The following is a 26226-nucleotide window of genomic DNA, read 5'->3' as shown; positions in this document are numbered from 1 at the left end:
TTGCGCATCACCTGGTGGGGGCACAGCACCACCACCATCGAGGAGAACGGCACGCGGCTGCTCACGGATCCGGTGCTGACCTCGCGGATCGCGCACGTACGCCGCCGTCGCGGGCCCGCGCCGCCTCCCGAGGCCGGCGACTGCGACGCAGTACTGGTGTCGCATCTGCATGCGGATCACCTGCACCTCACCTCGCTCCCGCTGATCGCTCCGGGTGCGGCGCTGGTCGTACCGCGAGGCGCCGCGCGGCTGATCCACGCGGACTGCGGACCGGCCTACTCCGACCGGTGCATCGAGGTTGCCCCCGGCAACCAGGTGCGGATCGGCGCGCTCGACATCACCGTCGTGACCGCCGCGCACGACAACCGCCGACTGCCCTGGTCCTCCTACACCGCGCCCGCGGTCGGGTTCCGGATCGAGGGCTCGCCGAGCGCCTGGTTCGCCGGCGACACCGACCTGTACGACGGCCTCGCGGCGGAGGCGGGCCCGGTTGATCTGGCCCTGGTCCCTGTCGGCGGCTGGGGTCCCTCGCTCGGCCCGGGGCACCTGGATCCGGTGCGTGCGGCTGAGGCTGTCCGCCGGGTCGGGGCACGGGTCGCAGTGCCGGTGCACTTCGGGACGTTCTGGCCGATCGGTTGTGACTGGATGAAGCCGGAGTTGTTCCTGCCGCCAGGGGACCAGTTCAAGGCTGCGATGCACGAGGTGGATGCGGCAGTGAAGGTGGAGTTGCTGGTGCCGGGGGAGTCGACTGAGGTGGTCGGCCGATGAGCGGCGACGCGCACTTCGACTTCTGGTACCTGTGTGTCCTGGCCGGGGCGGTCCTGCTCGGTGCGGTGCTGCCCGTTCTGCCGACGGGCGCGGCGGTGTCGGCGGCCGCAGTACTGGCGTCTCACGGCAACCCGATCGGGCTGGTCGGCGTACTGATCGCTGGTGCGGGTGGCGCGTATCTCGGCGACCTGATCGTGTACGCCGGTTGCCGCCTGGGCGGGGAGAAGTTGGCGAAGCGGATCGGCTGGCTCCGCGACAACGCCTCGCTCGACGCGCTCCGCGTCCGGTTGTCCGAGCACGAGATCACCGTGCTGCTGACCTCTCGGTTGATCCCGGGTGGACGCGTGCCGGTGCTGCTCGCCGCCGGACTCGCCGGATACCGCTGGCATCGGTTCGCCGTGGTGGATCTGGCCGCGTCGTCGCTGTGGGCGGCGTTCTACATGGCGATCGGGCTGCTCGGCTACGCCTTGTTCGACGAGCCGTGGCAGGGCGTCCTCGCCGCGATCGTGCTGGTGCTGCTGACCACCGTGATCAGCAGCCTCGTCCAGCGGCACCGGCGGAAGACCGCCGAGGTCAAACCGCTGTCCGGAGCGCCTGTCTCAGACACCGAATGAGGTGCTGCGCAGCTTCTCGATCGTCTCGGCGTCACCGTTCAGATCGACCTGCGCGACCCGGCCGCGGCCGAAGCAGAACAGCACCAGTTCGGCCGGTTCACCCGTCACGGTGACGGTGCCCAGGTCCGTCGGCTTCTTCGCGACGGCCTCGGTGCCGTCGGGGAGACGGAGTACGAGGCCGCTCGGAGCCTTCCTCGTCATCGTCCTGGAGCCGACGCGGACCACCTTCCACAGCCCTCGCTGCTGCTCCGCCGGCAGCGCGCGTACCTCGAAGTCGGGTCGGGCCCGGCGGACGTCCTCGTGGTGGACGAAGTACTCCGTGGTGTTCAGGTTGTGGCCGAGCCCGGGGAACGAGTAGATCGAGAAGGTGGGCGGCCCCGTGCGGACCTTGTCGACGATCTCGGCGAACGAGTACTTCGCCTTGGCCTGCGCCATCCGCCGCTCGGTGGTGTCCGCCAGCGAGGGGATCATGATGCCGGGCCCGGCCAGCGGATCGGCCTCCCGGACGTACAGGTGGACCGCCAGATCGTGCGTCGTCCACCCCTCGCACAGTGTTGGCTGATCAGGCCCGACCTGGTCGAAGAGATCACACAGAGCCAGTCGTTCCACCTTGCTGTAGTCAGCCACAACTAGATCGTAGTTGTCGGAGACGAGTGGCAGAATGTCAATCGTTGTCAGCCACGTGTGTGGCTACGCCCCTGACACTGCCGTTTTAAGGATGTTTTGCGTGCCGCAGCCGAAAGTCCCCAGTAAAGGGAGCGTGACCCGGCGCGGTTTCGCGGTCCTGCGTGTGGCGATCTGGGAGGAGCCGTGGGTCTTCGCCTTCTCGGTGCTCGCCAGCATGCTGTACGGCGCGATGACGGTCGCCGACGGCTGGGCGCTGGGCTGGGCGACGGACCACGTGATCCGGCCCGCCCTGGAGCGCGGTGACACCACCTTCGGCGCGCTCGCCTCGCTGGTCTCGCTCTTCCTCGGCATCGCGGTCCTGCGCGCGATCGGAGTGGTCGGCCGCCGGATCGGGGCCGGCATCATGCAGTTCCGGCTGCAGGCGACGTACCGGCGCCGCGTCACCCGGCAGTACCTGACGCTCCCGCTGGAGTGGCACCACCGGCACCCGACCGGCAACCTGCTGTCCAACGCGAACGCCGACGTCGAGTCGATCTGGTTCGTGATCGCCCCGCTGCCGATGGCGATCGGCGTGATCGCGATGCTCGCCTTCGCCACCGCCGCGATGTTCGCCGCCGACGTCTGGCTGGCCCTGGTCGGCTGCCTGGTCTTCCCGCTGGTCTTCGTCGCGAACGTGATCTTCCAGCGCACCCTGCAGCCGCTCGCCACCCGCGCCCAGGAGTTGCGCGCCGACGTCTCCGAGGTCGCGCACGAGTCGTTCGACGGCGCGCTGGTGGTGAAGACGCTGGGCCGCGAGGCCGCCGAGACCGAGCGCTTCCGCGAACCGACCTACGCGCTGCGCGACGCGAACATCGCGGTGAACAAGGCCCGCGGCGCGTTCGACCCGGTGATCGAGGGACTGCCCCGGATCGGGGTCCTGCTGGTGCTGCTCGTCGGCGTCGGCCGGGTCCGGTCCGGCGCGGCGGACGCGGGCGACGTCGTCCAGGTCGCCTTCCTGTTCACGCTGATCGGTTTCCCGATCCGCGCGCTCGGCTGGGTGCTCGGCGAACTGCCGCGCTCGGTCGTCGGCTGGGACCGGGTGCGGCGCGTGCTCACCGCCGAGGGCGGGATGGAGTACGGCGACCAGAAGTTGACCGCGACGACCGCGGCCCGGCTCGAGGTGAAGGACGTGCGGTTCGGCTACCTGCCGGAGCGCGACGTACTGTCCGGCGTCGACTTCGCCGTCGATCCCGGTCGCACGGTCGCGATGGTCGGACCGACCGGCTCGGGCAAGTCCACGATGACCACGCTGCTGACGCGTCTGATCGACCCCGAGGAAGGGGCGGTCGAGATCGACGGGCTGGACGTGCGGTCGCTGGCCCGGGACGAACTCGCCGGGTCGGTCGCGCTGGTCGCGCAGAACGCGTTCCTCTTCGACGACACCATCCGCGGCAACATCACGCTCGGCGGCGACTACTCCGACGAGGACGTCTGGGACGCGCTGCGAATCGCCCAAGGCGACGGCTTCGTGAAGTCGCTGCCGAACGCGCTCGACACCAAGGTCGGCGAACGCGGTACGACGCTGTCCGGTGGCCAGCGGCAGCGGATCGCGCTCGCCCGCGCCCTGGTCCGGCGGCCGCGGCTGCTGATCCTGGACGACGCCACCAGTGCGGTGGACCCGCAGGTGGAAGCCAGGATCCTGGCCGGCCTGCGGACCGCCGTACAGGGTGACGAGGCGGCCACGACCGTGCTGGTGATCGCCTACCGGAAGGCGACGATCGCGCTGGCCGACGAGGTGCTGTTCCTCGACGAGGGCCGGATCGCGGACCACGGCACGCACCTGGAACTGCAGGAGCGGTCGGCCGCGTACCGCGACTTGGTCGACGCCTATGAGAAGGACGCCGCCCGCCGCGAGGAAGAGGCGGCACTCGAAGCCGAACTCGACGATCTCGATTCCGAAGGAGCGTCCGCGTGAGCACCGCAGAGGCCAGCAGCCGACTGGACGCCGGTGACAACGCCGGTGGTCTGGAGACCCTTCGCCAGGGCATCCGGATCTCGCCCGAGCTCGCCCGCGGCTGGTGGGTCACCGGCCTGCTCGCGCTGACGATGACGGGCGGGCGGATCGTCGTACCGATCGCCGTGCAGCAGACCATCGACAAGGGCCTGTCCGGGCCGGGCGGTCCGAACATGTCGTTCGTGGCGTGGATGTGCCTGCTGTGTGCGGCGGGGATCCTGGTCACCGCCTTCGCCTCGTACCTGACCACCGTGCGGCTGGCGAAGAACTCCGAGCGCGGGCTCGCGACCATGCGGATCAAGGCGTTCCGGCACGTGCACGACCTGCCGGTGCTGACCCAGAGCACCGAGCGGCGCGGCGCCCTGGTCAGCCGGGTGACGTCCGACGTGGACACGGTGTCGCAGTTCCTGCAGTTCGGCGGGTTCATCTTCCTGGTCAGCCTCGGGCAGATGCTGCTCGCGACCGTGGTGATGTTCGTCTACTCGTGGCAGCTCGCGCTGGTCGTGCTGGTCTGCTTCCTGCCGCTGTTCGCCAGCCTGAAGTACCTGCAGCGCAAGATGTCGGCCGCGTACGGCGTGGTCCGGGCGAAGGTCGGCGAGATGCTGTCCGCGATCGCCGAGCCGGTCGTCGGCGCGCAGGTGGTCCGCGCGTACGCGATCGAGCAGCGCACCCAGGCCCGGATCGACGCCTCGATCGAGGACTACCGGCACACCGCGACCCGGGCGCAGGCGATCACCGGGATCACCTTCTCCATCGGCGGTCTCGCGGCCGGGCTGGCCAACGCCGGAGTGCTGACCGCGGGTGTGCTGCTCGGGATCGACGGCGAGGCGACGCTGGGGGAGATCCTGGCGTTCATGTTCCTGGTCGCGCTGTTCTCCGACCCGGTCCAGATCGCGACCCAGGTGCTCACCGACGCCCAGAGCGCGTTCGCCGGCTGGCGCCGGGTGCTCGGCGTGATCGCGACCCCGGCCGACGTGGTCGACCCCGGTCCCGACGGGGTGACCCAGTCCCGCGGCCCGATCACGGTCGAGTTCGCCGACGTGAACTTTGCCTACCCCGAAGGCGAGCTGGTACTGCGCGACGTCGACGTCCGGCTGGAACCGCATCGCCGGGTCGCGGTGGTCGGCGAGACCGGCTCGGGCAAGACCACCTTCGCCAAGCTGCTCACCCGGCTGATGGATCCCACCTCCGGCGCGGTCCTGCTGGACGGGGTGAACGCGCGGGAGATCTCGTTCTCGTCGCTGCGGGAGCGGGTGGTGATGGTTCCGCAGGACGGGTATCTCTTCGACTCGTCCCTCGCCGAGAACGTCCGGTTCGGGCGGCCCGACGTGACCGACGCCCAGTTGCTCGACGCGTTCGAGTCGCTCGGGCTGACGGACTGGCTGGAGTCGTTGCCGGACGGGCTGGACTCGCCGGTCGGGCAGCGGGGCGAGTCTTTGTCGGCCGGTGAACGCCAACTGGTGGCGCTGGTCCGGGCGAACATCGCGGATCCGGATCTGCTTGTCCTGGACGAGGCGACGTCGGCGGTCGACCCGGGGACCGAAGTACGGGTGAACGCGGCGCTGGAGCGGTTGATGAGCGGGCGGACCTCGGTGACGATCGCCCACCGGTTGTCGACCGCGGAGGCCGCGGACGAGGTGCTGGTCTTCGACGACGGCCGCGTCGTCGAGCGCGGCCCTCATGCCGAGTTGGTCGCGGCCGGCGGCGTCTACACCCGCCTGCACGCCAGCTGGATCGCTCAACGCACGGCTCTCTGAGTGGATCCTCACGGGCGCCCACCCGTGGGAGGACTGCTAGCGGATGGGCGCCCGTGAGGACACGGACCGGCGGCCTGGGAAAGAGGCGTCGACCAACCAACCCGTGAACCTCAGCTCATAACCCCACCCAACCCCCGAAACCGACGCCAGCTGGAGCCTGCGTCAGCCGGAGTCGACGGTTTCGGCCGCAGTTGCGGGGGCTCGGGCGGAGTACAAATTTGTCAGTGCGCGGGGGACGAGCCGTTCTCTCGGCCGGCACCCGGCTGGGGGACGAGCAGGAACTCGACTCCGCCCTTGTCGTCCACCGCCGCGTCCAGGATCTTGTCGTCGAGCGCGGCGGACGCGTTCTCCTCCAGGAACACCCGCGCGCCGCTCTCCTCGACCACCGCGTCGCCCGGGAACGGCGCCTCGGTCGTCGTCACAGCCAGTGCCGGGTCGGCCGGGTTCTCCTGCGAGATCCGGACACCGGCTCCCTCGGGAGCGCCCTCGACGCCCGTGATGCTCTTGATCACCAGGGTGGCGTTCTCAGTCAGGGTAAGCACAACTACTCCTCGCATCGATTGCGTGAGCGCGTCCCGTGCCCGATCGCCTCAACGGCAAACATCCGCGTCCGGAATGCCGGAAAGTCGAGTGCGAGGGGTCGGCCGGATGGTGTGGGATGGCGGTATGACTATTCGGCTGAGCACGCCTGAGGTCGCCGGCCTGGGGCCGTTGGTGGGAAAGCTGGCGGACTGGCAGGCGGATACTGGACCGGTCCAGTTGCATCCCGGGGATCTCGGGTGGTTCTGGCGGTTCGGGGCTGAGCGCACGGCCAATTCGGTCCGGGTGTGGGACCGCGACGGCGAGGTGCTGGCGATCGGGATGCTGGACGAGCCGGATCTGCTTCGGCTGGCGATCGCGCCGGATGCGCTGGCGGATGACGAACTGGCGCAGCAGATCGAGGCGGACCTGGTCGAGCCGGCGCGCGGAGTACTGATCGAGGGCGAGGTGTACGTCGAGTCCCCGGCTGATGCGCGGGTGAAGGTCCTGCTGTTCAAGGACGGCTGGAACACCGCCGAGCCGTGGACGCCGCTACGGCGCGATCTCGCCGAGCCGGTCGAGGACGCCGAAGTCGCGGTCGACGTGGTCGGGCCGGAGCACGCCGCGGTGCGTACCGCAGTACAGCGGGCCTCGTTCGACGGATCCAGCTTCACCGACGAACGCTGGCACGCGATGGCTGCCGGTACGCCGTACGCGAGTGCGCGTTGTCTCGTCGGGCGCAACGAGCGAGGTGACGCCGTCGCCGCGGTGACCGTGTGGTCGGCGGGTCCTGGCAAGCCCGGGCTGCTCGAGCCGATGGGGGTCCACCGTGACTTCCGCGGCAACGGGTACGGGCGGGCGATCACGCTGGCCGCGGCCGCCGCGCTCCGCGACCTCGGGGCGTCGAGCGCACTCGTCTGCACCCCGAGCTCCAACGTCGGCGCGGTCGCGACCTACCGCGCGGCCGGCTTCGAGGTGTTGCCCGAGACCCGCGACCAGAAGCGCCCGTTCTAGCTACTGCTCTGGCTGGCGCGACGTCAGGAAGCGACCTCGTCGGCTGCCCGGAGCACCCGGAGGATGTTGCCACCGGCAAGCTTCGCCAACTCCTGGTCGCTCCAGCCGCGGTCGGCCAGGGCGTAGAACAGCGACGGGTACGACGCGACGTCCGGCAGCCCCACCGGGAACTCCGGACAGCCGTCGTAGTCGCCGCCGATCCCGATGTGGTCGACTCCGGCCACCTCCCGGACGTGCTCGACGTGCGCCACCACGTCCTCGAGCGTCGTCTTCGGCTTCGGTACTCCGTACGCCTCGGCGAGCTTCTTCTGCTGCGCGGGCACCAGCGGATCCAGGTCGAGCTGACCCGCGACCTCCCGCGCACCCGCGACCCAGTCCACGTAGGCCTGCGAGGTGAAGAGCGGCACGAACGTCACCATGCACACGCCGTCGTTGCCGGCCAGCGTCTGCAGCACGTCGTCGGGCACGTTGCGCGGGTGGTCGCAGACGGCCCGGGCGGACGAGTGGCTGAAGATCACCGGCGCGCCTGTCACCCGCAGCGCGTGCCGCATCGTGTCGGCGGAGACGTGCGACAGGTCGACCAGCATGCCGAGCCGGTTCATCTCCCGGACCACGTCCTCGCCGAACGCGTTCAGCCCGCCGAGCACCGGCTCGTCCGTGGCGGAGTCGGCCCAGGACACGTTGTTGTTGTGCGTGAGCGTCATGTACCGGACGCCGAGCGCGCGCATGATCCGCAGCACACCGAGTGACTCACCGATCGAGTGGCCGCCCTCCATCCCCATCAGCGACGCGATCCGGCGCTCCTTGAAGGCGGCCTGGACGTCGTCCGCGGTGTCGGCCAGTTGCATCGACTCCGGATAGCGCGCGACCAGCCGGCGGACGAAGTCGATCTGCTCGAAGGTACGCCGGACCGCGTTCGCGTCCTGCGGCACCCACAACGACCAGAACTGCGCCGCCACCTGCCCGAGCCGCAGCCGCGGCAGGTCGGTGTTCAGCTTCGGCACCGAGACGCTCAGGTCGTAGGCGTCCAGGTCGTACTCACACAACTCGTAGTAGGCGATCGGAAGATCGTTGTGTCCGTCCACCAACGGAAATTCCTGCAACAGCCCCTGCACCCGGGCAACACTGGAGGTCATTCGGACATCTTGCCGGACACCTGGTCCGACCGCGACCCGTCATCGGCGACAATGGGGTGGTGGACACCGCAGAACTCACCTTCGACGCGGCCGGGCTGATCCCGGCCGTCGTGCAGCAGTACGACACCCGCGAGGTTCTGATGGTCGGCTGGATGAACGCCGAGGCGATCCGGCGGACGGCCGAGACCGGCCGGAGCACGTTCTGGTCGAGGAGCCGGCAGGAGTACTGGGTGAAGGGTGAGACGAGCGGCCACAAGCAGTACGTGAAGCAGATCCTCGTCGACTGCGACGCCGACACCCTGCTCGTCCTGGTCGACCAGGAGGGCCCCGCCTGCCACACGGGCACCCGCAGCTGCTTCGAGCACGGTGAGATCGAGGTCAAGGCGTGACTCTGCTTTTGGCCTCGCCTCCGGCTCGGCGGGTCATGGGGCTGAACTCCCGGCCTTCCCTCGTCACTCCAGTCGCTTCGCTCCCTCCGCTCCTCAGTCCAGGCCGGGAGGCCCCATGACCAGTCCCACCCTGGAGACCTTCCGCGAGTACGCCAAGGACCGCAGGGTCATCCCGGTGACCCGCCGTCTGCTGGCCGACGCGGAGACCCCGATCGGCGTGTACGGCAAGCTCGCCGCCGAGCGCGAGGGCACCTTCCTGCTGGAGTCGGCGGAGAACGGCGGGGTCTGGTCCCGCTACTCCTTCATCGGCGTGCGCAGCGCGGCCACCCTGACCGAGCGCAACGGTGAAGCCCACTGGACCGGCAACCCGCCCGTCGGCCTGCCGCAGACCGGCGACCCGCTGCAGGCGCTCCGCGAGACGCTGGAGATCCTGCACACGCCCCGGCTGCCGGACCTGCCCCCGCTGACCGGCGGCATGGTCGGTTTCCTCGGGTACGACGCCGTCCGCCGGCTGGAGAAGTTGCCCGACACAACGAGCGACGACCTCGGCCTGCCCGAGCTGACCTTCCTGTTCGCCACCGACCTGGCCGCTCTCGACCACGAGACCGGCGAGATCTGGCTGATCGCGAACGCGGTGAACTGGGACGACTCCGACGAGCGGGTGGACGAGTCGTACGCCGACGCCGTCCGCCGGCTCGACGCGATGGAGCAGGACCTGGCCCGGCCGACGCCGTCGTACGTAGTACAGGCGGATCGGCACGCGCAGCCGGACCCGCACCGGCAGCGGTCCAGCGCGGAGTACCGGGAGGCGGTCGAGCACGCCAAGGAGGAGATCCGCGCGGGCGAGGCGTTCCAGATCGTCGTCTCGCAGCGGTTCGAGTTGCAGACCACCGCGAGCGCCCTCGACATCTACCGGGTGCTCCGCCGGTCGAACCCGAGCCCGTACATGTACCTGGTCCGGCTGGACGGGTTCGACATTGTCGGATCCAGCCCCGAGGCGCTGGTCAAGGTCACCGACAACAAGGTGATCCTGCACCCGATCGCCGGAACGCGTCCCCGCGGCGCCACGCCGGAGGAGGACCACGCGCTGGAGGAGGAGTTGCGCGCGGACGCCAAGGAGCGCGCGGAGCACCTGATGCTGGTCGACCTCGGACGCAACGACGTGGGCCGGGTCTGCGCGCCCGGCACGGTCGAGGTGGTCGACTTCATGGACGTCCGCCGGTACAGCCACGTGATGCACCTGGAGTCGACCGTCACCGGCCGCCTGCAGGCGGGCAAGACCGCCTTCGACGCGCTCACCGCCGCTTTCCCGGCCGGAACGTTGTCCGGAGCCCCCAAGCCGCGGGCGATGGAGATCATCGACAAGCTCGAGGTCACCCGGCGCGGCGTCTACGGCGGCGTGGTCGGTTACCTCGACTTCGCCGGTGACGCCGACACGGCCATCGCCATCCGTACCGCGGTCCTCCGCGGCAGCACCGCCTACGTCCAAGCGGGCGCAGGCATCGTCGCGGACTCGGACCCGGCCTCGGAAGACGCCGAGTGCCGGACGAAGGCCGCGGCCGTCTTGAACGCCATCGCCGTCGCCGGCACGTTCTCCGAGATCTGATGCGCCCGCAACGACTGGTTGACCTCCTGGCGGTTGTGGCCCTCGCCCTGCTCGGCATCTCGGCCTACCTGACGTGGACCTCGGTCGAGCCGGGCAGCGGCCCCACGGTCGACTTCAAGGGGAACGACGTCACCAGCGCACCTATCGTGCTGGGGCTGGCCGCTTTGGTCGCGGTGGTGGTGACCAAACTCGGCGGTACTGCGCTGCGCCGGGTGGTGTCCGGCCTGGTCCTGCTGATCGGCGTGGTGGCGATCGTGGTGGCCCTGCAGGTTCGTCCGGGACTGGACGAACTGAGCCGGCTGAAGCCCGGTCTGACCCACGGCTCGGACTCCTTCGAGATCCTCACCGGACCGGCTCCGTGGCCGGCATTCGCGGGCGGCGTCGCGCTGCTCGCCGCGGGGCTGATCGGATTGTTGACCGCTCATCGATGGAAGCGGCCCACGCGGCGCTACGAGCGTGATCCGGCGGTTCTCAATTCGAGCCCCGCCCCACCGCCCCGGTCTGGCACACCGGTCGATCAGTGGAAGGCGATCGACGCAGGTGAGGACCCGACGATCTGATGGTCGGGGGCTACCGCCACAATAGGACGGGACGACGACGAGGAGTGGCGCCACGATGGACAATACGACCGCTGATCAACCGGCAACTTACGAGAGCGACGAAGCTCACGCGGGCGGCCTGCACGGCAGCACTCCGGCGGCCTGGACCGCTGTGGCCATCGTGCTGGTCGGCTTCACCCTCGGTGCCATCGCGATGGTGATGGGACCGAACTGGCTGTTGTTCTGGATCTCGGTCGGGATCGCCGTGGCCGGCGGCCTGGTCGGCAAGGTGATGCAACTGCTCGGCTTCGGTGCACGGTCCAGCGACCACGCCTGACGGCGCCTGACAACGGGACGGACCACGATCATGACTGTGCTTGACGACATCCTCGCCGGGGTTCGGGAGGACCTCGCGGAGCGCCAGGCGCGGGTCAGCCTGGACGACTTGAAGCAGGAGGCCCAGCGCAAGCCCGACGCCAAGGACCCGATGCCGGTGTTCCGCGGCGACGGGATCGCGATCATCGCCGAGGTGAAGCGGTCCAGCCCGTCCAAGGGCGCGCTGGCCGACATCGCCGACCCCGCCGCGCTCGCGACGGAGTACGCCGAGGGCGGCGCGGCCGCGATCAGCGTGCTGACCGAGCAGCGCCGGTTCGGCGGCAGCCTGGAGGACCTGCGGGCCGTTCGCGGCCGGGTCGACGTCCCGGTGCTGCGCAAGGACTTCATCCTCTCCTCGTATCAGCTGTGGGAGGCCCGGGCGGCCGGCGCCGACATGGTGCTGCTGATGGTGGCCGCGCTCGAGCAGGAGGCCCTGGTCTCGCTGATCGAGCGGTCGCACTCGATCGGCCTGTGCCCGCTGGTCGAGGTGCACGACGAGGAGGAGACCCGGCGTGCGGTGGACGCCGGCGCCCAGCTCATCGGCGTGAACAACCGCAACCTGAAGACGCTCGAGGTGGACCGCAACACCTTCGCCCGGGTCGCGCCGTCGATCCCGACCAACCTGGTCCGGGTGGCGGAGTCGGGCGTTCGGGGTCCGCATGATGTAATCGAATTCGCGCGCGCCGGGGCCGATGTCGTCCTCGTCGGTGAAACCCTGGTGACCGGCCGCGATCCGCGGGCCTCGGTCGCCGATCTCGTCGCTGCGGGATCGCATCCCGCCATCCAGCAGCGTCACTGAGACGTGAGCACCCCCGGTCCGTCCGGGGGCACTCACCGAGACGTGTAACCCCTGGTTGACCAGGGGTTTGGAAGGCTGAGAATGACTGCTGTGCTGCCTGACCAGCTCGGGCACTTCGGCCGCTTCGGCGGCAGGTTCATGCCGGAGGCGCTGATCGCGCCGCTCGACGAGCTCACCGCGGCGTGGCAGGAGGCGATGGCCGACAAGGCCTTCACCGACGAGTTCGAGCGGATGCTGCGCGAGTACGCCGGTACGCCGAGCCTGCTCTACGACGCGACCAGGCTCTCCGAGGTCGCCGGAGCCAGGATCCTGCTGAAGCGCGAGGACCTGAACCACACCGGCGCGCACAAGATCCGCAACGTGCTCGGCCAGGCGCTGCTGACCAAGCGGATGGGCAAGACCCGGGTCATCGCCGAGACCGGCGCCGGCCAGCACGGCGTCGCCACCGCGACCGCGTGCGCCTACCTGGACCTCGAGTGCGTCGTCTACATGGGCGAGGTCGACACCGAGCGGCAGGCGCTGAACGTGGCCCGGATGAAGCTGCTCGGCGCCGAGGTCATCCCGGTGAAGACCGGTAGCCGGACGCTGAAGGACGCGATCAACGAGGCCCTGCGGGACTGGGTCGCCAGCGTCGACAACACCCACTACCTGCTCGGTACGGCGGCCGGCGGCCACCCGTTCCCGGCGATGGTGCGGGACTTCGTCCGGGGCATCGGCGACGAGGCGCGGGCGCAATCGCTGGACCTACTCGGCCGGCTCCCCGACGCCGCGGTCGCCTGTGTCGGTGGCGGCTCGAACGCGATCGGCCTGTTCGCCGCGTTCGTCCCGGACGCCGACGTCAAGCTGTTCGGGATCGAGGCGGGCGGCGACGGGTACGAGACCGGCCGGCACGCCGCGACCATCACCGCGGGCCAGATCGGCGTGCTGCACGGCGCCCGGTCCTACCTGCTGCAGGACGACGACGGGCAGACGATCGAGTCGCACTCCATCTCGGCCGGCCTGGACTACCCGGGCGTCGGCCCGGAGCACGCCTGGCTCGCGCAGACCGGGCGGGCGTCGTACCGGCCGGTGACGGACTCGGCGGCGATGGAGTCGTTCCGGTTGCTGGCCAGGACCGAGGGCATCATCCCGGCGATCGAGTCGGCGCACGCGATCGCCGGCACGCTGGAGATCGCGAAGGAACTGGGGCCTGAGGCAACTATCCTGGTCTGCCTGTCCGGTCGCGGCGACAAGGACATGGACACGGCCGGGACCTGGTTCGGCCTGATCGACGGAGACGTGCGGGCATGAACGATCTGGTTGCTCTGGGCAATGCCGGGACCGCGGTCCGGAAGGCGAACGACGAGGGCCGGGCCGCGCTGGTGGGCTACCTGCCGGCCGGCTACCCGACCGTCGACGGCGGTGTCGACGCGATCAAGGCGCTCGTCGACGGCGGTGCCGACGTGATCGAGATCGGCCTGCCGTACAGCGATCCGGTGATGGACGGGGTGACGATCCAGCGCGCCGCCGAGATCGCCCTGGCCGGCGGACTCCGCACCCGCGACGTGCTCGCCACCGTGGAGAAGGTCGCCTCGTACTCCGCGGTGCCGGTCCTGGTGATGACGTACTGGAACCCGGTCGAGCGGTACGGCGTGGACCGGTTCGCCGCCGAACTCGCGGCCGCCGGGGGAGCGGGGCTGATCACGCCCGACCTGATCCCCGAGGAAGCCGCCGAGTGGATCGCCGCCGCGGACAAGAACGAACTGGACAAGGTGTTCCTGGTCTCGCCGTCGTCCACGGACGCGCGGATCAGCCTGACCACCGCTGCCTGCCGGGGATTCGTCTATGCCACCGCTGTGATGGGTGTCACCGGAGCCCGGGACCAGGCCTCCGACCTCGCCGCGCCGCTGGTCGCCCGGACGAAGGCCACGACCGGCATCCCGGTCGGGGTCGGACTCGGCGTCTCCAACGCGGACCAGGCGGCGGGCGTCGCGGCGTACGCGGATGCCGTGATCGTCGGGTCGGCGTTCGTGAAGGTGCTCGAGGCGGGAGGCGGAGTGGACGGCGTACGGAAGCTGACCGAAAGTCTCGCCGAAGGTGTCCGGCGGGAACCCCGCACCGCCGTCACTCGTTAGTACCGCCGTGAGTCGAACCAGGAACGCGGCCGTTCTCCTCGCCGCGGTGGCTCTGCTTGCCCTCGCGGGCTGCAGCGGCGGAGAGAAGCAGACAGCGGACAACCCCGGCGGGGCCATCATCCGCACCCCGGCGGGCGATCCGAGCGGGCTGCGGGGGGCGACGCTGGACCGGCCGTACGCGCTGCCGGCGAAATCGCTGACCGACACCGCGGGCAACGAGTTCAACCTGGTCACGTCGACGAAGAAGCCGGTCACGCTGGTGTTCTTCGGCTACACCAACTGCCCGGACGTGTGCTCGACGGTGATGGCCGACGTGGCGTCCGCGCTGACCAAGCTCGACCAGCCGGTCCGGGACCAGGTGCAGATGCTGTTCATCACCACGGACCCGGCACGGGACACGGGGCCGGTGATCCGGAAGTACCTGGACCGCTTCGATCCGTCGTTCGTCGGGCTGACCGGCTCGCTGGACTCGATCAAGGGCATCGCCAAGACCGTCGGCGTACCGGTCGAGGGGATGAAGAAGCTTCCGTCCGGTGGCTACGAGGTCGGCCACGGCGCGCAGGTGCTCGGATTCGGCGCCACCGACAAGGCCAACGTGCTCTGGCTGTCGAACGCGGCGATCGGTGACATGGCCCACGACTTCGGCAAGCTGGTGGAGGACAACCAGTGAGGAAGCAACCCTGGTTTCCCTGGGTCTCGCTGGTCGCCCGGCTGGTACTCGGCGGGGTGATGCTGGTCGCCGGCGCGCTGAAGGTGACCGATCCCGAGGCCGCCACGCAGGCGGTCCGGGCGTACGAGTTGTTGCCGTCCGGGTTCGACAGCATCGTGGGGCTGCTGCTGCCGTTCCTGGAGATCGCGATCGGATTGCTGTTGATCGTCGGTTACGGCACCCGCGCGGCCGCGATGGCCGCCGGTGTTTTCATGGTGATGTTCATCGCCGCGGTGTCCTCCGCCTGGGCTCGTGGTCTGGCGATCGACTGTGGCTGCTTCGGCGGCGGCGGTCAGGTCGCTCCCGGCCAGACGAAGTATCTGCAGGAGATCCTGCGCGACGTCGGGCTGGTGCTGCTGGCGGGGTGGCTGTTTGTCAATCCGGTCAGCAGGTTCGCGCTCGAATCGGAATCGCACACCTCAACAGGAGTAACCGCGTCGTGAGCAAGTCCAAGCCCAAGTCCGCAGCCCAGTCGTCAGGCAAGCCCGGGGCCAAGTCCGGCGCCAAATCCGCGGCCAAGCCCGGGGTCAAGTCCGCGGGCAACTCCGGGGCCAAGCGGCCGGTGAACCCGCTGCTGCAGGAGAAGCGCCGGCGGATCACGCCCGGCGTCGTCATCGTGGCCGTCGTGGTGCTGGCGATCATCGCCGCCGTCGGCGTCGACTACTGGCGCAAGAACTCCAGCGTCGAGGTCTCCTCGAACGGCCGGACCGAGCCCACGGTGATCACCGGCCCCGGCACCGCCGGCAAGGGCGTCACGGTGGGCAAGGTGGGCGCGAAGGCGCACATCGACATCTACCTGGACTTCCGCTGCCCGCACTGCGCGGAGTTCGAGGAGGCGACCGGCCCGACGGTGGACAAGCTGGTCGAGGACGGCACCGCCACTCTGACCTACTGGCCGATGACGTTCGTGAACCCGGACGCCTCGCCGCGGCTGGCCAACGCGTTCGCCGCCGCTGCCGCGAACGGGAAGGCGCTGACGTTCGCCGACGAGATGTACGCCGACTTCTCCAAGGCCTGGACCACCGACCAGTTGCTCCAACTGGGCAAGGAACTCGGCATCGACGACGCGAAGTTCCAGACCGCGGTGCGGGACAACACGTACCAGGGCTGGCTGCAATCGGTCGGCCAGGCCGCCACCGAGCGCAAGGTGGAAGGCACTCCCACCGTCTTCGTCAACGACAAGATGCTCACCGGTGACCAGCTGACGGTGGAAGGCATCCAGGCCGCCGTCGGGGCCACCAGCTGAGGTGTTCTCGCGCTGCGTTCCCAATCGTGACCATGTGTCAGTGGTCGCGATTGGGGCCGGTCGAGTACCGTCCTGGTTGCCATGTCTAGTCTGCTGACCGCCGTGATCATTCCGGCGTCCATCCCCAGTCCCAGCCAGGGCGTCTGGCACCTCGGCCCGTTGCCGCTGCGTGCCTACGCCATCTGCATCCTGCTCGGTATCTTCGCCGGTTACTGGCTCGGCCGGAAACGCTGGGTCGCCCGCGGCGGCTCGGCCGAAGTGCTGGCCGACGTGATCATGTGGGCGGTGCCGTTCGGCCTGGTCGGGGCCCGGATCTACCACGTGATCACCGACGCCGAGCTGTACTTCGGCGAGGGCAAGAACCCGGTCGACGCGCTGAAGATCTGGCACGGCGGGCTGGGGATCTGGGGTGCGGTCGCGTTCGGCGCGCTCGGCGCGTGGATCGCCTGCCGCCGGCACAAGGTGCCGTTCCTGGCCGTCGCCGACGCGATGGCGCCGGGGATCGCGCTGGCGCAGGTGATCGGGCGGTTCGGGAACTACTTCAACCAGGAACTGTTCGGCAAGCCGACCGACGCGTGGTGGGGCCTGGAGATCGACCCCGCCCACCGCCCCGACGGCTTCCAGGACTTCGGCACCTTCCACCCGACCTTCCTGTACGAAGCGCTGTGGAGCCTCGGCGTGATCGCCCTGGTCATCCTGGTCGACCGCCGCTACAAGCTCGGCCACGGCCGCGCCTTCGCCCTGTACGTCGCCGGCTACTGCGCCGGCCGCGCCTGGATCGAGAACCTGCGCATCGACACCGTCAACGAGTTCGCCGGCCTCCGGCTGAACGTGTGGACGTCGATCATCCTGTTCGTCCTGGCCGTCGCGTACTTCGTCATCGCCACCCGCCTCCGCCCCGGCCAGGAAGACATCACCACCCCGGCGCCTTCCGACAAGCCGTCGGACGACGCCGCAACGGACGGCGACCTGCCTGCCGATGAGGCCAAGACAGACACCGGCGCCGCGCCGGCGTCCGCGGCTGAGAGTTCTTCGGAGGAGGCTCCCGGCGTTGACCGGCCGCGGGACGCCGCCGGCGACGCTCCGGCCGCCGCTGACGGTGACACCGAGGCGGACGTGAAGGTCGATTCCGCCGACAGGCCCCGTGACTGACGCTGACCGACCGGCTGCCGGCGACGAAGGAGTTCCTTCGCCGTCGGCAGTTGACGTTCCGGCCCCCGCCGACGCGGCGCCGGCCGCAGTACCGGATGTTTCTGAGCATGCCGGGGATCACACCCACCGGGACGTGACCGGTGGGTGGTTGCGGCCGGCGGTGTTCGGGGCGATGGATGGGCTGGTGTCCAACTTCGCGTTGATCGCCGGGATGGACGGCGGTACCGAGTCCGGGTCGAAGTTCATCGTGCTGGCGGGGCTGGCCGGGTTGGCAGCAGGCGCGTTCTCGATGGCGGCGGGGGAGTACACGTCCGTCGCCTCGCAGCGTGAGCTGGCGCGGGCCGAGATCGAGGTGGAGCGCCGCGAGATCCAGCGCCACCCGACGGACGAGGAACGCGAGCTCTCCGAGACCTACCAGGCCAAGGGCCTCGACCCCGACCTGGCCGAACAGGTCGCCAAGCAGCTCCACGCCAACCCCGACCAGGCACTGGAAGAACACGTCCGCGAAGAACTAGGCGTAGACCTGAACGACCTCCCCTCCCCGGTCGTAGCCGCCGCCTCGTCGTTCATCTGCTTCGCCGTCGGCGCCTTCGTCCCCCTCCTCCCGTACCTCCTGGGCGCCTCGTCCGTGCTCCCCGCCCTGGTCATGTCCCTGACCGCCCTCTTCGTCTGCGGCGCCGTCGTCAGCCGCGTCACCAGCCGCTCCTGGTGGTACTCCGGCCTCCGCCAACTGATCCTCGGCGCCACCGCCGCCGCCCTCACGTACTTCGTCGGCACCCTCGTCGGCCCAGGCCTCGGTTAGCGGCTGATCAGTACCCGGATTCACCCCGTGGATGTCAGCATGGGTAGACGAAGGAGTGAGCGCTTGCTTACGTGGCGTTACGGTGGAACTGAAAGGCGTTGTGACGGTGGAATGTCTGTCCACCTGTCGGGCGTCATGAGGTAGTCTCGGGACTCCCGGCTTGGGCCAATGTTGTCCCGCGGCCAGTTGTTGACCGTAGGACGACGGGAGCCCCTGAATGTATGGTCGCCCCCCCTTTCCCAGCGAGGGTCTGTACGACGGACGCCACGAGCACGACGCGTGTGGTGTCGCCTTCGTCGCTACCCTCACCGGTGAACCGAGCCACGACATCGTGGCCAAGGCTTTGACCGCCCTGCGCAATCTGGAACACCGCGGTGCCTCCGGCGCCGAGCCGGACTCCGGCGATGGTGCCGGCATCCTGCTGCAGGTCCCGGACGCCTTCTACCGCAAGGTGTGCGACTTCGAGCTACCCGTACCGCGGAGCTACGCGACGGGCATCGCCTTCCTGCCGCAGGAGGCCGACGACGCCGCCAAGGCGGTCGCGCGGATCGAGGAACTCGCCGCCGAGGAGAACCTGACCGTTCTCGGCTGGCGCGACGTGCCGATCGACCCCGATCTGCTCGGCGCCACGGCGCGCTCGGTGATGCCGGTGTTCCGCCAGCTGTTCGTGACCGCGAAGGCCGGCCGGGTGCTGGGTCTGGCGCTGGAGCGGATGGCGTTCCGGCTGCGCAAGCGGGCCGAGCGGGAGACCGCGACCTACTTCCCGTCCCTGTCCGGCCGCACCATCACCTACAAGGGGATGCTGACGACGGACCAGCTGGACAAGTTCTTCCCCGAGCTGACCGACCCCGACCTCGCCTCGGCGATCGGCGTCGTGCACTCGCGCTTCTCCACCAACACGTTCCCGTCCTGGCCGCTGGCCCACCCGTACCGGTACATCGCCCACAACGGCGAGATCAACACCGTGCAGGGCAACCGGAACTGGATGCGCGCCCGGGAGGCGCTGCTGTCCAGTGACCTGATCCCCGGCGACCTGGAGCAGGTCTTCCCGATCTGTACTCCGGCCGCGTCCGACTCCGCGTCCTTCGACGAGGTGCTGGAACTGCTGCACCTGGGCGGCCGCTCGCTGCCGCACGCGATGCTGATGATGATCCCGGAGGCGTGGGAGAACGCCACCACGATGGACCCGAAGCGGCGCGCGTTCTACGAGTTCCACTCCACCCTGATGGAGCCCTGGGACGGACCGGCGTCGGTGGTCTTCTCCGACGGCACCAAGGTCGGCGCGGTGCTCGACCGCAACGGTCTGCGCCCGTCGCGGTACTGGGTCACCGAGGACGGCCTGGTCGTCCTGGCGTCCGAGGCCGGCGTGCTCGACATGGACCCGGCCTCCGTGGTCCAGAAGGGCCGGCTCGAGCCGGGCAAGATCTTCCTGGTCGACGTCGAGGGCCACCGGATCATCACCGACGACGAGGTGAAGTCGGCGCTGGCCAACGAGCTCCCGTACGACGAGTGGCTGCACGCGGGCCTGATCCGGTTCGAGGACCTGCACGAGCGCGAGCACGTCGTCCACAGCCACGCCTCGGTCACCCGCCGCCAGCAGGTGTTCGGGTACACCGAGGAGGAGCTGCGGGTCCTGCTCACCCCGATGGCGAAGGCCGGCGCGGAGCCGATCGGCTCGATGGGCACGGACACGCCGATCGCCGTACTGAGCGACCGGCCGCGGCTGCTGTTCGACTACTTCGCCCAGTTGTTCGCGCAGGTGACCAACCCGCCGCTGGACGCGATCCGCGAGGAGCTCGTCACCTCGCTGTCGTCGTCGCTCGGGCCGGAGGCGAACCTGCTCAACCCGAGCCCGGCGTCGTGCCGTCAGGTGGTGCTGCCGTTCCCGGTGATCACCAACGACGAGCTGGCCAAGCTGCGCCACATCAACCTGGACGGCGACCTGCCCGGCCTGGCGACCACCGTGCTGCGCGGCGTCTACGAGGTCGAGAGCGGCGGCGCGGGGCTGAAGGCGCGGCTCGAGGAGATCTGCGCCGAGGCCGACGCCGCGATCGCGGAGGGCGCCCGGATCCTGGTGCTGTCCGACCGGCACTCGAACGCCGAGAACGCGCCGATCCCGTCGCTGCTGCTGACCGCCGCGGTTCATCACCACCTGGTGAGGGAGAAGACCCGCACCCAGGTCGGCCTGGTGGTCGAGGCCGGTGACGTCCGCGAGGTCCACCACGTCGCCCTGCTGATGGGGTACGGCGCGGCCGCGATCAACCCGTACCTCGCCCTGGAGTCCGTCGAGGACCTGTGCCGGGGCGGCACCTACCTGCCCGGGATCGAGCCCGAGCAGGCCGTCCGGAACCTGGTGAAGTCGCTGGGCAAGGGCGTGCTCAAGGTGATGTCGAAGATGGGCGTGTCCACCGTCGCGTCGTACACGGGTGCGCAGATCTTCGAGGCCAACGGGCTGGCGCCGGACCTGGTCGACACCTACTTCACCGGTACGTCGTCCAAGCTCGGCGGTATCGGCCTGGACGTCATCGCCGAGGAGGTCCGCCGGCGGCACCTGCGGGCGTACCCGGCCGACGGGATCGTCACCGCGCACCGCAAGCTGGAGATCGGCGGGGAGTACCAGTGGCGGCGGGAGGGTGAGCCGCACCTGTTCGACCCGGAGACCGTGTTCCGGCTGCAGCACTCGACCCGGACCGGACGCTACGACATCTTCAAGCAGTACACGTCCCGGGTGGACGAGCAGTCCGAGCGGCTGATGACGCTGCGCGGCCTGTTCGGCTTCAAGTCCGGGCGCGACCCGATCCCGGTCGACGAGGTCGAGCCGGTCTCGGAGATCGTCAAGCGGTTCTCCACCGGCGCGATGAGCTACGGCTCGATCAGCGCCGAGGCGCACACCACGCTGGCGATCGCGATGAACCGGCTCGGCGGCAAGTCGAACACCGGTGAGGGCGGCGAGGACTCCGAGCGGCTGCACGACCCGGCGCGGCGCAGTTCGATCAAGCAGGTGGCGTCCGGCCGCTTCGGCGTCACCTCGGAGTACCTGACGAACTCCGACGACATCCAGATCAAGATGGCGCAGGGCGCGAAGCCCGGCGAGGGTGGTCAACTGCCCGGCCAGAAGGTCTACCCGTGGGTGGCCAAGACCCGGCACTCGACGCCCGGCGTCGGCCTGATCTCGCCGCCGCCGCACCACGACATCTACTCGATCGAGGATCTGGCCCAGCTGATCCACGACCTGAAGAACGCGAACCCGTCCGCCCGGATCCACGTGAAGCTGGTCTCCGAGGTCGGCGTCGGGACGATCGCCGCCGGCGTCAGCAAGGCGCACGCGGACGTCGTCCTGATCTCCGGTCACGACGGCGGTACCGGTGCGGCGCCGCTGACCTCGCTGAAGCACGCGGGTGGTCCGTGGGAGCTCGGTCTGGCCGAGACCCAGCAGACCCTGCTGCTGAACGGACTGCGCGACCGGATCGTGGTCCAAGCTGACGGTCAGCTCAAGACCGGCCGGGACGTCGTCATCGCGGCGCTGCTGGGCGCGGAGGAGTACGGCTTCGCCACCGCGCCGCTGGTGGTCTCGGGCTGCATCATGATGCGGGTCTGCCACCTGGACACCTGCCCGGTCGGCGTCGCCACCCAGAACCCGGTACTGCGCGAGCGGTACGCCGGGAAGCCCGAGTTCGTGGTGAACTTCTTCGAGTTCATCGCCGAGGAGGTCCGGGAGTACCTGGCCTCGCTGGGCTTCCGGTCCCTGGACGAGGCGATCGGCCACGCCGACGTACTCGACATCCAGCGGGCGGTGGACCACTGGAAGGCCGACGGCCTCGACCTGACGCCGATCCTGCACGTGCCCTCGCTGCCGGAAGGTGCTTCGCGGCACCAGACCGTGCTGCAGGACCACGGCCTCGACAAGGCGCTGGACAACGAGCTGATCCGGATCTGCGCGCCTGCCATCGAGAACGGTGAGCCGGTCCGGGCCCAGCTGCCGATCCGGAACGTGAACCGGACCGTCGGCACCATGCTCGGCCACGAGATCACCAAGAAGTACCGGGCCGCGGGGCTGCCGGACGAGACGATCGACCTGACCTTCACCGGGTCAGCCGGCAACTCGTTCGCCGCCTTCGTACCGCGCGGGGTCACGCTCCGGCTGGAGGGCGACGCCAACGACTACGTCGGCAAGGGCCTGTCCGGTGGTCGCGTGGTGATCCGCCCCGACCGCAACGCGCGATTCGACGCGGCCGACCAGATCATCGCCGGCAACGTCATCGCGTACGGCGCGACGTCGGGCGAGCTGTTCATCAATGGTGGCGCGGGGCAACGGTTCTGCGTCCGCAACTCCGGCGCCACCGCCGTGGTCGAGTCGGTCGGCGACCACGCCTGCGAGTACATGACGGGTGGTCGCGTCGTGGTGATCGGCGCGGTCGGCCGGAACTTCGCAGCGGGCATGTCGGGCGGCGTGGCCCACGTGCTCGACCTGGACCCCGCGCTGGTGAACCCGGAGTTGGTCGATCTGCTCCCGCTCACCGACGCCGAGTCCGACCTGTTGCAGGACCTGGTCCGCAGGCACCACGAGGAGACCGGTTCGGAACGGGCGGCCAAGCTACTCGCGGATTGGGCCGCTGCAGGTTCCCGGTTTACAACAGTGATGCCCCGCGACTACGCCCGGGTGCTCGCAGCCAAGGCGGCTGCCGAGCGGGACGGGCTGGACGAGGACGCCACCACGCGAGCGATGATGGAGGCCATCTGATGGCTGACCCGAAGGGATTCCTGACCACCCCGCGCCAGGTCGCGGAGCGCCGCCCGGTCGCGGAACGCAAGCAGGACTGGAAAGAGGTCTACCCCGGTGGGGCAGGCAAGGCACTGCTGCCGATCATCACCAAGCAGGCCGGCCGCTGCATGGACTGCGGTATCCCGTTCTGCCACTCCGGCTGCCCGCTGGGCAACCTGATCCCGGAATGGAACGACCTGGTCTGGCGGGACGACTGGACCGGGGCGATCGAGCGGCTGCACGCGACGAACAACTTCCCGGAGTTCACCGGGCGGCTGTGCCCGGCTCCGTGTGAACCGGCCTGCGTGCTGGGGATCAACCAGGAGCCGGTCACGATCAAGAACGTCGAGGTCGCCATCATCGACAAGGCGTGGGAGTCCGGCGACGTCCGGCCCCAGCCGCCGGAATGGCTGACCGGCAAGACGATCGCGGTCGTCGGCTCCGGCCCGGCCGGGCTGGCCGTCGCCCAGCAGCTGACCCGGGCCGGTCACACCGTCGCCGTCTACGAGCGCGCCTCGGCGCCGGGTGGACTGCTGCGGTTCGGCATCCCCGAGTTCAAGATGGAGAAGTCGCAGGTCGAGCGCCGGGTCCAGCAGATGAAGGAAGAGGGCACGGTCTTCCGCTCCGGCGTCAACGTCGGCGTGGACGTCACCGGCACCCAGCTCAAGCAGCGCTACGACGCCGTCGTGATCGCGACCGGGGCCACCGCGGCCCGGGACCTGCCGGTGCCGGGCCGCGAGTTCGGCGGCATCCACCAGGCGATGGAGTACCTGCCGCAGGCCAACCGGGTCGCGCTGGGGGAGACGGTCGAGAACCAGATCGTTGCCACTGACAAAGACGTGGTGATCATCGGCGGTGGCGACACGGGGGCCGACTGCCTCGGGACGGCACACCGGCAGGGCGCGCGCAGCGTCACCCAGCTGGAGATCATGCCGCGCCCGTCGGACGAGCGGCCGGCCGGTCAGCCGTGGCCGACGTACCCGATGATCTACCGGGTCGCCTCGGCGCACGAGGAGGGCGGCGAGCGGGTCTACGCCGTCTCGACCAACAACTTCGTCGCGGATGCCGACGGCAACGTCTCCGGTCTGGACCTGATCGAGGTCGAGCTGGTCGACGGCAGGTTCACGCCGGTGCCCGGCTCGGAGCGGACCATCCCCGCGCAGCTGGTGCTGCTGGCGATGGGCTTCCTCGGCCCGGAGCGAGAGGGCTTCCTGGACCAGCTGGGTGTCGAGCTCGACGAGCGCGGCAACGTGAAGCGGGACAAGAGCTACCAGACCTCGGTCGAAGGCGTCTTCGCCTGCGGCGACGCCGGCCGCGGCCAGTCCCTGATCGTCTGGGCCATCGCCGAGGGCCGCTCCTGCGCCGCCGGCGTGGACACCCACCTCACGGGCTCATCAACCCTCCCGACGCCCATCCCACCCACGGCCCGACCACTGGTGGTCTGATGCCGACCGTTCAGCCCGCCGCTCGGCGGGCTGAACGGCCGTCGGGGAGCACCGCGTGCCCAGGGTCGGTCGTAGGATCGCGGTACCCCAGACCCACCTGCTTTCAGTCAGCACTTCTCGCCCCTCCTGCACCCTGTATGCAAGCCGCAGGAGGGCGAGAAGTGCTGACTGGAAGCGACCCGCACCCAACCGCCGACATCGCGGCAGCGACCTTCCGCAGTACGAGATCCACCGCGCGCCATGATGCGGCCCCTTGATCCCGGCCTCTAGGTTGGAACTCGTGTCTGTTCGGATCGTGAGCAGGTCCCGGCTCCGCAAAGCGGCGCCGTGGGCCGGGCTGGTTCTGCTCTGGTTCGTCGTCTCGCTGGCGATCGGGCTGCTCGGCTTCAGCAACGACTCCGAGCGCGTCACGATCGGCGCACACGCCGCGACCGTCTCACCGACCTTCGACGGCCACGCCACCCTGGATCTCGGTGCCGTCCTGCCGCGGCTGCGGCTGCAGACGGATCTCCCGGCCGGGCTCGGAGTCGACATCGACATCCAGGAGACCGACGCCGACAACCTCACCGAACTGCTCAACCGCGACGCCCTGATCGCCAGCCAGCCGGACGGTGAGATCGCCCGGATCCGCGAGGTCGTCCGCGAGATGGCGGTCGACAACGCCGTCGCCGGAGCCGGCTCGGGCCTGCTGGCGGCGGTGGTCGTCGCCACCCTCTGGGCGATGCTCGGGCCGCGCCGGCGCCGTGAACTGTTCGCCGCGCTGCACAAGTCCGAACGACGCGTCCAGCACCGCGCGATCGTCGTCCTGGTCGCGATGCTGATCACGATCGCGTCCATCTTCGGGCCGGGCCGGATGCGCGCCCCCGAGGTGCCGCCGACCGAGTGGCAGCCGCTGTCGAAACTGCTGCCCGAACTGACCTTCGACGAGCGGCTGAAGACCGTCGAGGTCGCGGCCGGCTTCTCCACCACCGGCGGGATCGGCGTGATCAAGACCGCGGTGGAGACCTACGAGCGGTCCACCGACTTCTACGGCCAGCTCAAGGACCGGGTCAACCGGGTCGGCGGGCGGATCCGCCAGGCCGGCGAGGGGGAGACCGTCGCGCTGATGGTGTCGGACCGGCACGACAACATCGGGATGGACCCGTTCGCCGCCGAGGTCGCCAAGGTGGCCGGGGCCAAGGTGCTGATCGACGCCGGCGACGACTCCTCGTCGGGGCAGTCGTGGGAGGTGTTCAGCATCAACTCGCTGGCCCAGCACTTCCGGGACCTGAAGGTCGTCTCGGTCGCGGGCAACCACGACTCCGGACCCTTCATCGAAGAAGCCATGCGGAAGAACAAGTTCACCGTGCTCGACAGCAAGCCCGTCGAGGTGGAGGGGATCCGCTTCCTCGGCGACAGCGATCCCACCCGGACCGGGCTGGGCAGCGCCGACACCGCGGGCGACGAGACGATCGCGGAGCAGTCCAAGCGGCTGGCGGACGTGGCCTGCGAACAGCCCGAGGACAAGCGGGTGTCGACGTTCGTAGTACACGATCCGGGGTCGTTCCAGGACACCGCGGCCCGAGGATGTGCGACGTTGCTGCTGTCGGGGCATCTGCACCGGCAGGTCGGCCCGGAGACGAAGGTGGTGGAGGGCCGGCCGGTGACCACCTTCACGAACGGGACCACCGGCGGAGCGGCGTACGCGTTCGCGCTGGGGTACACCCTGCGGCGGCCCGGCGAGGTCACTTTGATCAGCTACATCAAGGGCCGGCCGATCGGTCTGCAGACCGTCACGGCGGAGCTCAGCGGCGAGGTCACGGTAGGCGAGTACAAGCCGCTGTCGTCCTGACGCAGGACTGGTGACCGTCCAGTAACGGG

23 protein-coding genes are annotated in these 26226 nt (G+C 69.7%); 20 read left to right on the top strand and 3 right to left on the bottom strand.

The window, feature by feature from the left end; all coding sequences use genetic code 11:
• On the top strand, positions 1-768 hold the full coding sequence (locus ABD255_RS39300; protein WP_344221906.1) for an MBL fold metallo-hydrolase: 768 nt from the start codon (positions 1-3) through the stop codon (positions 766-768).
• Positions 765-1382: a DedA family protein gene (locus ABD255_RS39295; protein WP_344221905.1), complete on the top strand. Its 618-nt coding sequence runs from the start codon at positions 765-767 to the stop codon at positions 1380-1382. The genes ABD255_RS39300 and ABD255_RS39295 overlap by 4 nt, the downstream gene beginning before the upstream one ends.
• On the opposite strand, the gene ABD255_RS39290 is transcribed toward ABD255_RS39295, so the two are convergent.
• Entirely contained in the window at positions 1368-2009 is a 642-nt protein-coding gene (locus ABD255_RS39290; RefSeq protein WP_344221904.1) for a TIGR03085 family metal-binding protein, read from the bottom strand. The genes ABD255_RS39295 and ABD255_RS39290 overlap by 15 nt on opposite strands.
• 91 nt (positions 2010-2100) lie before the next feature.
• On the opposite strand from ABD255_RS39290, the gene ABD255_RS39285 reads away from it, so the two are divergent.
• Complete coding sequence (locus ABD255_RS39285) at positions 2101-3963, top strand: ABC transporter ATP-binding protein (protein ID WP_425554642.1); 1863 nt, start codon at positions 2101-2103, stop codon at positions 3961-3963.
• Positions 3960-5759 carry an ABC transporter ATP-binding protein gene (locus ABD255_RS39280; protein WP_344221902.1) on the top strand — a complete coding sequence of 600 codons (1800 nt, stop codon included), beginning with the start codon at positions 3960-3962 and terminating at the stop codon, positions 5757-5759. The genes ABD255_RS39285 and ABD255_RS39280 overlap by 4 nt, the downstream gene beginning before the upstream one ends.
• A 221-nt stretch (positions 5760-5980) precedes the next feature.
• Here the strand turns inward: ABD255_RS39280 and ABD255_RS39275 are convergent, their stop codons facing one another.
• Positions 5981-6301 (bottom strand): Fe-S cluster assembly protein HesB, encoded by a 321-nt coding sequence (locus ABD255_RS39275; RefSeq protein ID WP_344221901.1) that lies wholly within the window; start codon positions 6299-6301, stop codon positions 5981-5983.
• Between the two features lie 124 nt (positions 6302-6425).
• Here ABD255_RS39275 and ABD255_RS39270 point away from each other — a divergent pair, with 124 nt between their 5' ends.
• Entirely contained in the window at positions 6426-7292 is an 867-nt protein-coding gene (locus ABD255_RS39270; RefSeq protein WP_344221900.1) for a GNAT family N-acetyltransferase, read from the top strand.
• Positions 7293-7315: 23 nt separating this feature from the next.
• On the opposite strand, the gene ABD255_RS39265 is transcribed toward ABD255_RS39270, so the two are convergent.
• Positions 7316-8428: a dipeptidase gene (locus ABD255_RS39265; RefSeq protein WP_344221899.1), complete on the bottom strand. Its 1113-nt coding sequence runs from the start codon at positions 8426-8428 to the stop codon at positions 7316-7318.
• Positions 8429-8487: 59 nt separating this feature from the next.
• Here ABD255_RS39265 and hisI point away from each other — a divergent pair, with 59 nt between their 5' ends.
• The 15 genes from hisI to ABD255_RS39190 all read left to right on the top strand — a co-directional run bounded on the left by hisI (position 8488) and on the right by ABD255_RS39190 (position 26197).
• Positions 8488-8817, top strand: a complete 330-nt coding sequence (gene hisI / locus ABD255_RS39260) for a phosphoribosyl-AMP cyclohydrolase (RefSeq protein WP_344221898.1) — start codon at positions 8488-8490, stop codon at positions 8815-8817.
• 115 nt (positions 8818-8932) lie between these two features.
• A complete protein-coding gene (locus ABD255_RS39255) occupies positions 8933-10423 on the top strand; it encodes an anthranilate synthase component I (protein WP_344221897.1) in 1491 nt (496 codons plus the stop codon).
• On the top strand, positions 10423-10983 hold the full coding sequence (locus ABD255_RS39250) for a Trp biosynthesis-associated membrane protein (RefSeq protein WP_344221896.1): 561 nt from the start codon (positions 10423-10425) through the stop codon (positions 10981-10983). Before ABD255_RS39255 ends, ABD255_RS39250 begins: the two co-directional genes overlap by 1 nt.
• 55 nt (positions 10984-11038) lie before the next feature.
• Positions 11039-11299, top strand: a complete 261-nt coding sequence (locus tag ABD255_RS39245) for an HGxxPAAW family protein (protein ID WP_344221895.1) — start codon at positions 11039-11041, stop codon at positions 11297-11299.
• A gap of 30 nt (positions 11300-11329) precedes the next feature.
• The gene (gene trpC, locus ABD255_RS39240; RefSeq protein ID WP_344221894.1) at positions 11330-12136 is read left to right on the top strand and encodes an indole-3-glycerol phosphate synthase TrpC; all 807 of its coding nucleotides are present in this window, start codon (positions 11330-11332) and stop codon (positions 12134-12136) included.
• Between the two features lie 81 nt (positions 12137-12217).
• Complete coding sequence (gene trpB, locus ABD255_RS39235; protein ID WP_344221893.1) at positions 12218-13426, top strand: tryptophan synthase subunit beta; 1209 nt, start codon at positions 12218-12220, stop codon at positions 13424-13426.
• Entirely contained in the window at positions 13423-14250 is an 828-nt protein-coding gene (gene trpA, locus ABD255_RS39230; RefSeq protein WP_344221892.1) for a tryptophan synthase subunit alpha, read from the top strand. Before trpB ends, trpA begins: the two co-directional genes overlap by 4 nt.
• 7 nt (positions 14251-14257) lie before the next feature.
• The gene (locus tag ABD255_RS39225) at positions 14258-14920 is read left to right on the top strand and encodes an SCO family protein (protein ID WP_344221891.1); all 663 of its coding nucleotides are present in this window, start codon (positions 14258-14260) and stop codon (positions 14918-14920) included.
• Positions 14917-15402, top strand: a complete 486-nt coding sequence (locus ABD255_RS39220; RefSeq protein WP_344221890.1) for a DoxX family protein — start codon at positions 14917-14919, stop codon at positions 15400-15402. The genes ABD255_RS39225 and ABD255_RS39220 overlap by 4 nt, the downstream gene beginning before the upstream one ends.
• The gene (locus ABD255_RS39215; protein ID WP_344221889.1) at positions 15399-16205 is read left to right on the top strand and encodes a DsbA family protein; all 807 of its coding nucleotides are present in this window, start codon (positions 15399-15401) and stop codon (positions 16203-16205) included. The genes ABD255_RS39220 and ABD255_RS39215 overlap by 4 nt, the downstream gene beginning before the upstream one ends.
• An 81-nt stretch (positions 16206-16286) precedes the next feature.
• A complete protein-coding gene (lgt, locus tag ABD255_RS39210; RefSeq protein ID WP_344221887.1) occupies positions 16287-17357 on the top strand; it encodes a prolipoprotein diacylglyceryl transferase in 1071 nt (356 codons plus the stop codon).
• Entirely contained in the window at positions 17350-18159 is an 810-nt protein-coding gene (locus ABD255_RS39205; RefSeq protein ID WP_344221886.1) for a VIT1/CCC1 transporter family protein, read from the top strand. The genes lgt and ABD255_RS39205 overlap by 8 nt, the downstream gene beginning before the upstream one ends.
• A 217-nt stretch (positions 18160-18376) precedes the next feature.
• Positions 18377-22900, top strand: coding sequence for a glutamate synthase large subunit (gene gltB, locus ABD255_RS39200; RefSeq protein ID WP_344221885.1), 4524 nt, complete (start codon positions 18377-18379; stop codon positions 22898-22900).
• Positions 22900-24366 carry a glutamate synthase subunit beta gene (locus ABD255_RS39195; protein ID WP_344221884.1) on the top strand — a complete coding sequence of 489 codons (1467 nt, stop codon included), beginning with the start codon at positions 22900-22902 and terminating at the stop codon, positions 24364-24366. Before gltB ends, ABD255_RS39195 begins: the two co-directional genes overlap by 1 nt.
• A gap of 280 nt (positions 24367-24646) precedes the next feature.
• Positions 24647-26197, top strand: a complete 1551-nt coding sequence (locus ABD255_RS39190; protein WP_344221883.1) for a metallophosphoesterase family protein — start codon at positions 24647-24649, stop codon at positions 26195-26197.
• The last annotated feature ends 29 nt before the right edge of the window (positions 26198-26226 follow it).

Origin of the sequence: Kribbella sancticallisti, from assembly GCF_039530625.1 — a bacterium.
Taxonomy (GTDB): domain Bacteria; phylum Actinomycetota; class Actinomycetes; order Propionibacteriales; family Kribbellaceae; genus Kribbella; species Kribbella sancticallisti.
Note: the sequence above shows the minus strand (reverse complement) of the source record. Positions and strands in the feature narration are given on the sequence as shown.